Consider the following 11000-nt stretch of genomic DNA (forward strand, 5'->3'; position numbering starts at 1 on the left):
TGTCATCCCATCCTACTTAATAATGGCTCCATATATCCCGGCGGGAGGTCGTTACGGCGACCGCCCCCGCTTGGAGAGCCTGCTCCACCTCATCCACCGTACGAATCAATCCGCCGGCCAAGATCGGTATGCCCAGCTGCTCCTTCATCTCCGCGATAATGTGAGGCATAACCCCCGGCAATACCTCGATAAAATCCGGTTTGACCTTCTCCGTCAGTTTATATGTCGTTTCCAATGCCGTCGTATCCAGCAGAAAATGGCGCTGTATCGCCAATACGTTATTTTTCTTGGCCGTAGCGATCGCGGCGCTTTTCGTTGAAATCACGCCGGCCGGCTTGATCGTCTGGCACAGAAACTCAATCGCGTATTCGTCATTTTTCAAGCCGTGGATTAAATCCGCATGGATCAGCATCTTCTTCTGGCTGCTTCTTGCCAGCTGAACGATATTCATCAATTGCGAAATATGGATATCCAGCAGCACCAAATATTGAAACTGGCTCTTCAGCAGCAGCTCCAAATCGCGCATTTTGCGGACTGCGGGAAGAACCCTCTGACCGTAAAAATTCACTGCCCCTTCCCCCTTCTTGTCTATGACATTCACATTCGCTCATCCGAGCTGCTGCTCCAACGACTTGTACACGTTCGGGATCGTCACCTTGAACACTGAGCCGCTGCCCAGCTTGCTGGATACTTCAATCTTCCCTTCATGCGCTTCCACGAGCGCTTTGACAATGCTTAACCCCAAACCGACGCCTCCGCTGAAGCGCGAGCGCGATTTGTCTACTCGGTACAGCCGGTTGAACACGTACGGCAGGTCCGCAGCACCGATGCCTATTCCTGTATCCTCACAATAGATAATAGTGGAATCTATCGTCCAGTCGACGCCGATGGTCACTTTGCCGCCTTCATTCGTATATTTAATCGCGTTCGATACGATGTTGGAAATAACCTGAATCATTTTATCCCTGTCTACCTCAGCATAGCACGGAGCATTCGTGGGCATGAATTGCAGCTTGACTCCTTTGCTTTTGGCCATCTGCTGAAAATTGCGGAATACGTTCTGCGCGAGCTGAACCATGTTGACACGCCGGATATGAATTGTAAATCGGGCCGCTTCGGCTTCCGACAGCTTTTCCATATCGTTCATCAACCGGGTCAGGCGGATCAGCTCATCATAAATCTGCTGCAGCCATTCCATATCGACTTCGTAAATGCCGTCAATCATCGCCTCCAGCTGGGATAGCATGGATGTAAGCGGCGTACGCAGCTCATGAGTCAAGTCCTCCATCAGATGATGGCGCCAATCCTCCTGCTTCTTCAGCTCTCTGGACAGCTCATTCAGCGTGAGAGCGAGCCCTCTCACTTCTTCCGGCCCTTTGACTGCAGCTTGTACTTCCCAGTTGCCTAGACGGATTTTATTGGCTGTTTCCTGCAGCCTGTGCAGGTGAGTTGACAAGAGACGCGCCACGAAGAAGCTGACGATGATGGAAATCAGAATGAGAATTCCGTAAAGATACGCGGAGCGCTTATGCATCATTTCCTGGTAAGCTATTACGTTCGGATCGTTCTGATTGACCGTTTTCAAATAGCCGACTCTTAACGTGCCCCGCATTTCCCCTTTGGCCACAACGGGATATTCTTGAATAATGAGGTCCTTTTCATTTTGCACGCGGCTGAACATATCGAACCATACATTAAACCGGTCTTCCTGGTAACGGACAAGGATGCCGTATAGCGTCGCTCTTCGGGTCAACCACGATTTTTGGTCCGTATTGTAAGGTCCAACAGACAAATCTTCGTTTCGCATATCGTCGATCAGCTTGTAAGCGGTTACCTTCAACTGATCCTGCTGATACCGGTCGAATACATTTTGCCAATTGAAATTGTATCCGTACGCTATAACGGAAATAATAAGCAGGAAGCAGCTTTGAAGCGTAATAAATAAAATGACATTCATTTTGCGGAATACTCGGATCATATCATGTAGCTTCCTTCACATCAGGTTCTGCCGCAAATTTGTAGCCTGTCCCAACCAAGGTCAATATATATTTAGGATCCTTAGAATCTTCCTCGATTTTTTTGCGCAAATTTTTCACATGGGTATCGATGGACCGGCTGTCTCCTTGAAACCTGTAGCCTAGCACATGATAAGATAAATCGCTCCGCGACCAAGTCTTGCCCGGTTTGCCTGCGAATACCGTCAGCAGCTTGAATTCGGTGGTCGTCAGGTTCGCATGGACCCCTCTAACGAGCAGTGTGTTCGCTTCCAGGTCGATAACCAGCTGCCCTCTGTCGAACGTCAGAACCGTTTCCTTGGCCTTATCCGGCTTGTAGGCATGTATCCTTCTGGTTAACGCATGAATGCGGGCAATGACTTCCTTTACGCGAAACGGCTTGGCTATATAATCATCCGCACCCAGGTTGAGCCCTGCTATCGTATCGCTCTCACGGGATTTGGAGGTAAGCATAATGATAGGCACGACCGATTTCTCGCGAATTCGTTTGCATACTTCTTCACCTGGCAAGCCCTCCAGCATCAAATCCAGGATAACCAGATCGTAGGAGTTATTGTCAAAAAGCTGCACAGCCTCCAGGCCGTTTGCCGTACAATCGACTTCCCAACCTTCATTTTTTAAATAAGCGGTTACTACTTCGCGGATTTTTGGCTCATCTTCCACAAGTAATATTTGCATTGATAACTCCCCCCATCTCTTCATATTACTTGTCCAACCGTTATTACACAAGAAAAAAGCCTGATTTTTTCAGGCTTTTTTCAAGGAAATCGGGAAGAGAAAAAGCCTGAGCGAGTCAGGCTTCCTTCCTACTCTACCAAACCGGTACGCTCCACGCCTTCGACGAACCAGCGCTGCGTAAAGGTGTACACGATCAAGACCGGCATAATGATCAGGAACGATGCCGCCATTTTGATCGGCTCTGCAAAAATGCTCGGTCCCGTTTGCTCCGCTTCAGCCGTCAAGGACGCTGCCAGACGAGACAAACTGATGGACAACGGAACTTCCTTAGCTCCGAACATATACATCGTCGGGAAGTAGAAATCGTTCCAGTTCCAAACGAAGGAGAACAAGAATACGACGATAATCGCCGAGGAGGAAATCGGAAGCATAACCCGGAAAAACACCCGGTATACACTGGCGCCGTCAATTTTGGCCGCTTCCTCCAATTCCTTAGGCAATGTACTGAAAAACTGGCGATAAATGATGACGAACAAAGCGCCTTTCAAACCATGGCCGAAGACCGCCGGTACGATCAGCGGCAGGTACGTATTGATCCAGCCGAAATCCTTAAACAGCAGGATGGAAGGAAGAATCGTAACCTGCGGCGGCATAACGAACGTAAAGATCAAGCATACGAACCAGAACTTTTTCAGCGGGAAGTCAAGCCGCGCAAACGCATAGCCGGCGATGGCGCAGGAAATGACTTGCAGTACCGCTACGCTCAGAGCCACTGTCGCACTGATGAAAAAAGCATTCGAATATTTCAATAAGCGGAAAGCTTCCTCCAAATGGCCCATAAAGAATGAGCGCGGTACCCAGATAACCGCCGGATCCAGCAAGTTCGCCGAATCCTTGATCATCGTCGTTACCATGTAGATAATGGGCTTGATATAAATAAACGCAACGTCGATCAGAATCAAGTACATGAACAAGCGGAAGATTAAGCCTTTGTCGGCTTCCTTACCGATGAGCACTCTCTTGGTTGCCCCAAGCCATCGCATGATGGAATGGGTATCCAGTCGCACGTTTTTAATATCTCTGACTATTTTCTGCATTCCGTTACGCCTCCTTTCTATTTGGCTCCGCTTGCGGATTTGGTTACCCGGGAGAAAATGTACAATACAAGCCCCAGGAAGATCAGTACGATAGCAAAGTAAATCCAGGCAAGGGCGCTAGATAATCCGTAGTTAGTCGTGTTGACTTTAGCAATGATCGGATTCGACGGAAACGTAAACAGGTCTACTACAGTGTAAATCAGGTTCAGCAAAATAAACGGAGTCAAACCAGGCAAAGTGATTTTCCAGAACGTCTCCCATGGATCGGCGCCATCAATCCTCGCCGCTTCATAAACCGAGGTGGAAATCGTTTGCCGTCCGGCAAGGAAGATCAAGATCTGCACACCCGAGTTCCATAGAATCAACACGAACGAGTTGATAATGGAGTTAAGCGGTGCCGCCCAAGTCTTAGGCAAGTAAGTATTAATGTATCCGCCGATTTCAAACTCTTGTACGAAAGCCAGCGTTCCTTCGCCCTGGGTTATAAATTCCTGAATGATTTGACCGGTAGAGAAGATAACCGGCAGGAAGAAGATAACCCGGAAAAACGAACGGCCAATGAACTTCTGATTGAGCAAAATCGCGATTAACAAGGAAAATACAACGATAACCGGAATCATAATTAAAGCCTGGCGCAAGAACGGAAGCAAATCGTTATACAGCAAGCCGCCATCGGCGAACAGGATCTCGCGGTAATATTGCAGTCCGACCGGCGTATATTCTACGCCGCCGGCTGTAATTTTGACCCGGTTGAAGCTCATGTAAAACGAGTACACCAGAGGAAAAGCGATAAATGCCAGAAATCCGATAACCCAAGGGGTTATAAACAGTGATCCTTCCACTTTGCGGAGAGCGGTGGAGCTCAATTTTAATTTACGCATTATTGGCTTCCCCCTCCTGCCACAACGGCAATGTCTTGCGCTGGAACGCTAATTTTACCGTCGCTGTAAGCCGTAGTGTTGTAGTTAATAATGACTTTCTTGCCGCCTTCATAAGTAACTTCCTTGACATTTGGAGCGATGGTACGATGTCCGGTAATAAACTTGTTCTGTACGTCTCCTAATGCCTTGTTGTAACGCTGGTACTCCTCTACTGCTGTCGATTCCCAGTCATGCACGTTCATGCTGTAATAGTAGACGGAGTAAGCTCCTTTCATTTCCTCCGAAGGCGCGTTGGTGAAAATGAATGAAGGGCTTGCACCATATTCTATACTGCGAAGCATTTCCGTCTTATACTGATTGCGCAAATTCGCCCAGTTGGAGGAATAAGTGACCAATCCGTGAATGGCGATCTGATAGAACGGAATCGCTTCGTCAATGAACAAATCGTAAGAGAAATCGTCGTTGAAGCGGTGAATATGAGATATATTCTTCAATGTATACGCGTTTGCTCTTTCAACGCTGACATTGCCTAGCGTTTCTTTAGCTTCCTTCAGCATGTCCTGCTGCGTGCGCATCGTCTCGGTTCTAGTGGATGGATAACGAGTGTTGAAATCGCTGTTCAAGAAACGGCCGATCCCGTCCTCGAAGTGAACGCCGTCCGCACCGAGCTCTTTGAACTCCTTTAAATCCTTAGATAACGATTGGGCCGAGAACTCGGGGCTCATTAACGTTATTTTTTCCAGGTTGGAAAATTGCTCGAATTCCTGAAGTCTTCCCGCCAAGTTGCGCATACCGTCGTATCTAGGATTAAAGCCGTCGCGCTCATTGTTATTGTAAGTATAGTTGCCTCCAAGAAAGACAGGAACGTTCAACGTGTGAGCATACTGGATGAATTGCTTCATCCCCTCGTTGCCGCCGAGTCTTTTGTCTACAGGGAACAAGCCGCCGAACGAGCTGTAACCGCCCTTCTGCCATCCCAGATAGTTAACGGACATGTTCTCGATGCCAAGACCGTACAGTCTCTTCACCATTTCCATCGCTTCGGACGTCGTGGTTCCCGTCAAATATTTATCCCACAGCATGCCCTTCTTAATATCGGCACCGACAATATCGAGGAACATCGGAATTTTGTTCGATGTCACTTTCAGCTGCTGCAGCCCTTGGTCCTTCATTAAGTATTCGCGGTATTTGGACGCCATTCCGACATAGTCGGCTTTATCTTTTTCCAGCAAATAATATCGGGTGGAGCGTGCTTCCGAAGTGAACCGTTCTTTACTGTACGTGAAGAAGCCCGCATTTCCTTTCCGGCTCGTATTCTGGAAAAACTTGATCCGGTACTGCCACTCCGACGTCATCCAGTTGGAGATACCGAATGCCCCGGACGGGGAACCGAATACTTTGGAGTATTCTTCTCCGCCTGTCAGCACGGCGACGAATGCTTTATCGCCGGATTTCATTCCGTATACAGGGAAGGTGGCGTTGAGGCGCGCCGTTCTTTCCGCGTAGAACGAAATGTCGCTGCCATACATGTTCTCGCGATAAATCGACTTGTCGTTGATTGATTTTTGCTTGAAGCGAATCAATGCGCCGGAGCCGTCCGGTACGACCATATAGCCGTCCTGGCCGATAGAAGGCTCCGCTCCGAACATCGGATACAGCTTCAGGTTCAGCAAGCTCAGCTTGCCTTCCGTAATGCCGCTGTCGATGATTTTCGTTTCAATGTAATCATCCTTCACGTTCACTTCCACCGGGATTTTGAAGCCGGAGGTTTTGAAGTTAAACGTCAGCTTAAATCCGGTTGCTGTCGTTTGCAATCCCTCCACTGCGCCCTTGTCCTCAAGCAAGCTGGTCATTTTCGGCTGCGACTTGAAGTTAGCCGCATCGATATACTCCAGCATGATCGGAGAACGCAAGTTGTTGCGCCAAGTACCGGTAATCGTTTCTTGAGGCCATTGATCCGGATTCGGATATGAGCGCCAAATTTCGCCGTTCCGTTTATCTTCTACTTGAAAATGTCCCGTAGTGCTGTCCACAAGAAGCTTCAGCTTATCGCTTTGCGCAGCCAGCTTGAAGTTCGCATCGCTCGGGAGCTCAGCCTTCACCTTGTTAATATCCACAGGCTGAGCGGCCTGCTGGGCCGGAGCTTGCGCAGGTGCCTGTGCATGTGCTTGCGTGTTGGCAGCCGGCTGAGCTGCGTTATCCGTCTTCGCCGATCCGGCAGCCGGTGGATCCGCTGCATTAATCGTTTGTACGGTTTGCGTAGCGATAAGCGATATGCTTAACGCCGCAGCCAATGTTGCAGAGAGGACTATTTTGTGCCGCTTACGTCTCATCGGATCGTCACCTCCTGATAGATCGAGAAGAAGAAGTCTTTCAGCTCACTGCTTAAGCCGAAGGTTATGAACACCAGAACGCCCAGCAGGGTCATCGTAACCAGTGACAGGAAAATGTTCATTGCCGTTTCCCCGACGCTGTAGTTCTGCATCGCCTGAACTTTCCAGAACATGAGCAGTCCGATCCAGACAACCATCGCTACCTGCAAGAAAGAGAAGATCGAATCTTCACTCAAGGTCATGATGTTGGAAATGAGCGTCAGAGGAAGACCTACAAGCGCCAGCGGGAACAGTGCGTAGGTGCTGCCGTAGGCAACATCCCGGAAACGTCCTTCACCGCGATAAATGGTACTGATCAAGTAGTTGGAAATGATCCATGCGAACCATAGAATCATAAATTGGAAAAATAAAGTGACCAGGTTCACATCCAATACGATGGTCGGGTTAAACGTAAAGCTCGTAAAGCCTTTATAGATACAGAACGAAATCAAAGCCAAAATCAGCATGATGAAGCTGCTTGCGAAGCTTCCTTTTCCTTCATAGCGAATAGCGCTAAATCCGTCGATCGGATGCTTCAATATATAGAACGCATGCTTCAGTTGAATAACCAGAGGAATTTGCGATCTGCGGCGGTTGCGCCATTTTTGACGGAACGCACTCTTCTTGGTTAGCTTATTCAGCACCAGATAGCCGATAACTACAACCAAAAAGATATTCATCAGCATACCGAAGTTCTTCTGGAACCAGTTCAAGCGGATTTGCCAGAACGCATCGGAGTAACCTTGCGTTTGTCCGGCATCATAGAACAGCTTTTGTGCCGTTTCATAATCGCCTTTTTTGTAGGCCGCTTTGGCAAGGCCGAGCATAGCCGGAGTATAATAAGCATTCAGGCGCAGCACTTCCTGCCATGGCTTTTCGCTCTCTTCGTAGCGACCTTCCTGCGTCAGCTGGTTCGCCTTATGCACCAGTTCTCCGAACTCGGACAAACGGAAAACTTGCACTACGTTGTTTTCCTCGTCAAGAATGAACAGGTTGTTCTTCGAGTTGGATGCGATGGCCGAAGGCGTCTTTACTACGCCCAGCTTCGAGGCCGAAGCGCTCGTATCACCGGACCAGAAGAACAACAGGTTACCGTTCGCATCGTATTGGTTTACATACTTCAAGGTCGAGTCGATTGCGGTAATGTTCCCGTTGCGGTCTACCGTCAAGTCGTTAAGCTTCGGTGTCAGCTTATCTCTGCTCGGAAAGCGGACTTCCCCGAATGTCTTTATCTCCTCGCCTGTTGCAGAGGAATCATTGACCGTAGCCAACAAGTCTTTGCCTGCGATATTAAGCTTCTTGATTTGCCCTTTGGTTACTTCTTTCGTTACCGTGTAAATAAAGCCGTTCTGGTCGATCGTTACGCTGCTGACCGAACCTGGCAGCTTACTGATCTCCCGCAAATACATTTCACGGGTATACAGCATCCGTTTCAAAGCGTCCATAACGGAAAATTCCGTTTTGTTGGCTCCGAAGAAGCTTTGGAAATTGCCTTCGGGATCCAGCTGCAGCAAGCCTTGGTAACCGCCTAGTGTAGCGATGTACAAGAAGCCCCGTTTGTCTACAGCAACCTTGATCGGATCGTATTTGAACGATTCAGGCAAAAACTTGGAATCCGGACGTTTAAACTCACGGATCAGCTTGCCGCTGTTGTCGAGCCGAATGACGCGCTTATTACCGGTGTCCGCAATGTAGATATCACCGTTTTTGTTGATAAATACGCCTTCCGGCTTCTTCATCGGGCTTTCCTTCACATCGATAATCCGTTTGAAATTACCTTTTTCATCGAGGTGAACGATCCGGTTGTTGCCGGAATCGGCAATATAGATATTATCTTTATCGTCAATGAAAATCCCTTTCGGCTGAACCAGCGGAGAATGCACCATTTTGCTCGGATCTTTCGGATCAGGAATGTAAATCTCGCGTCCCATAACTTCTACCGGAGTGTACGCGGACTGCGTCCAGACAAGCTGATCAAAGCCGTCCTTATAGTTCGTATCATACGGCACATAAGCCAGAGCCGTTATCGGCATCATCACGGATACAAGCATGGCCAGCAGTAAAAGGATAACCATCGGCCGGCGCCCTCTTGTTTTGACAATCATGGTTCTTCCTCCTTTCTCTATTATTTGATCCCGGAATGGGCCATCGTCTCTATGACTTTACCTTGGAATATAAGGAAAATGATCAGGTTCGGAACGAACATAACCATCGCAGCTGCTGCTGCGGCGCCTTGTCTCGCAACGTTGTTCGCCAAGTTGTTGGTCAGTGTGGACAGGAAGAACGGGAAGTTCTTCATCTCGTCGTCCTGCATGAACAACGTGGATGTTTCGACGTTGCCCCAGGAGCTCTGAAACGTCAGGATGGCAACCGTTGCAATTGCCGGCATAACAATAGGGATAACGATACGCAAGAACGTGTGTATTTCCGTCGCTCCATCCATCCTTGCGGCCTCCAGCAGCTCGTTAGGCAATTGATCCATAAACTGCTTAAGCAGAAACACCCCGACGGGCATTGCCAGAAGCGGCAAAAGATGGCCTAAATACGTGTTCATGATGCCCAGGTTGCTCGCTACAAGGTACCGTGGAATTTGTACGGCCTCTGGCGCAAACATGAGCGTCAATATTATTGTTGAGAACACAATTTTATGACCCGGAAACTTATGCTTCGATATCGGATACGCGCACAGCGCACTAACAATCGTTACGAGAACAACCGAACCTCCCGATATAACCAAGCTATTGAACAAATAACGGGTAACAGGTACCGTCGAGCTGGAAGCTACCAGGAACAGCTCGACGAAGTTTTGGAACGAAGGCTCCCTAACAAAGATGTTAGGAGGATAAATAAAGAGCTCCTGATACGGCTTCAGCGCATGGTTAAATATAAAGATGAGCGGAAGCAGCATGAAGATGGAGAATAGGACAAGTAAAAATACGAGTACTTTTTGAAATGTGTCCATCGACTTTAATTTGGACTTTTTTCTCCAAGGATTGATATTTTTTAACCAGACCGCTGCGTTTTGCATTATTCATCCTCCTTGGAGCCGAACAATCCCCAGCAAAATTTATTCGACAAGTACATCAGGATAAGCAGGAATACGGAAATTGCCGCTGCATAACCCATCTCGAACCGGATAAATCCATAGTCGTCAATATGGTTAATGATGAGATGTCCCGAATACTGCGGAGTCGGCGTTTGTCCCGACAGCTCCACACCGATGGAACCCGCCTTAAAGGTCGAAACGATAGCCATAACAGCGCCAAATAGCATCTGCGGCTTCATCGAAGGAATCGTAATATACCAGATTTCCTGTAAACGGCTCTTCATGCCGTCAATGCGTCCTGCTTCATAAAGCTCCGGATTGACGTTCAGAATACCGGCCATCATGGCAAGGAAGCCGACACCCATACTCGACCATAGCGTAACTACGATCATGGAATTCATCAAATATTTTTTGTCTGTAACCCACAGCAATGGCTCATCGAGAAAACCAATCTGCAGGAGTACGCTGTTCAAATAACCTAGACGGTCACCGGAAAGCAAAGGCAGCCATACGATCGACATCGCGATACCCATCGTAAGCGAAGGAGTATACATCGCCAGCGCAAACCATTTGCGTAATCTAGCCGGTAACTGGGTAATTAACCATGCAAGGAGAAATGCCAGGACATAACCGCCCGGTCCGACGATAATCGCGAACTTGAACGTATTCGGCAATGCATATTTCAAAAAGGTCAAATCCTGTGAAATCAGGTTCTGAAAGTTCGTCCACCCGATAAACCGGGGCGGCTCGATGGCGTTAAAGTAGGTGAAGCTTAAGCCGATCGCCGCAACCACCGGTATTACGATAAAGGCAATGAAGCAAAACATGAACGGAGCAATAAACAAATACGATAAACGGTAAGACCAAATCTCTGACATAAGACTTCTCATTTTATCCGTCCATGTCAGTTT

Annotated in this window: 9 protein-coding genes; all 9 read right to left on the minus strand. The window is 48.3% G+C overall.

The features are described 5' to 3' along the window. Nucleotides 1–16: 16 nt before the first annotated feature. On the minus strand, nt 17–568 hold the full coding sequence (locus ACFQ88_RS16880; protein WP_379454866.1) for a glycerol-3-phosphate responsive antiterminator: 552 nt from the start codon (nt 566–568) through the stop codon (nt 17–19). Nucleotides 569–607: 39 nt separating this feature from the next. Then, nucleotides 608–1978 carry a sensor histidine kinase gene (locus ACFQ88_RS16885; RefSeq protein WP_239628061.1) on the minus strand — a complete coding sequence of 457 codons (1371 nt, stop codon included), beginning with the start codon at nt 1976–1978 and terminating at the stop codon, nt 608–610. Nucleotide 1979: 1 nt separating this feature from the next. After that, nucleotides 1980–2693 carry a response regulator transcription factor gene (locus ACFQ88_RS16890; RefSeq protein ID WP_239628062.1) on the minus strand — a complete coding sequence of 238 codons (714 nt, stop codon included), beginning with the start codon at nt 2691–2693 and terminating at the stop codon, nt 1980–1982. A 128-nt stretch (nt 2694–2821) separates the two neighbouring features. Continuing rightward, complete coding sequence (locus tag ACFQ88_RS16895; protein WP_239628063.1) at nt 2822–3790, minus strand: carbohydrate ABC transporter permease; 969 nt, start codon at nt 3788–3790, stop codon at nt 2822–2824. Between the two features lie 17 nt (nt 3791–3807). Beyond that, on the minus strand, nt 3808–4674 hold the full coding sequence (locus tag ACFQ88_RS16900) for a carbohydrate ABC transporter permease (RefSeq protein WP_239635517.1): 867 nt from the start codon (nt 4672–4674) through the stop codon (nt 3808–3810). Then, the gene (locus ACFQ88_RS16905; RefSeq protein ID WP_379454867.1) at nt 4671–7004 is read right to left on the minus strand and encodes a DUF5696 domain-containing protein; all 2334 of its coding nucleotides are present in this window, start codon (nt 7002–7004) and stop codon (nt 4671–4673) included. Before ACFQ88_RS16905 ends, ACFQ88_RS16900 begins: the two co-directional genes overlap by 4 nt. Next, the gene (locus ACFQ88_RS16910; protein ID WP_379454868.1) at nt 7001–9148 is read right to left on the minus strand and encodes an SMP-30/gluconolactonase/LRE family protein; all 2148 of its coding nucleotides are present in this window, start codon (nt 9146–9148) and stop codon (nt 7001–7003) included. The genes ACFQ88_RS16905 and ACFQ88_RS16910 overlap by 4 nt, the downstream gene beginning before the upstream one ends. Before the next feature lie 20 nt (nt 9149–9168). Then, complete coding sequence (locus tag ACFQ88_RS16915) at nt 9169–10071, minus strand: carbohydrate ABC transporter permease (RefSeq protein WP_239628067.1); 903 nt, start codon at nt 10069–10071, stop codon at nt 9169–9171. Beyond that, complete coding sequence (locus ACFQ88_RS16920) at nt 10071–10979, minus strand: carbohydrate ABC transporter permease (protein WP_379454924.1); 909 nt, start codon at nt 10977–10979, stop codon at nt 10071–10073. The genes ACFQ88_RS16915 and ACFQ88_RS16920 overlap by 1 nt, the downstream gene beginning before the upstream one ends. Nucleotides 10980–11000: the final 21 nt, after the last annotated feature.

Source organism: Paenibacillus sp. NPDC056579, assembly GCF_042793215.1.
Lineage (GTDB): Bacteria > Bacillota > Bacilli > Paenibacillales > NBRC-103111 > Paenibacillus_S.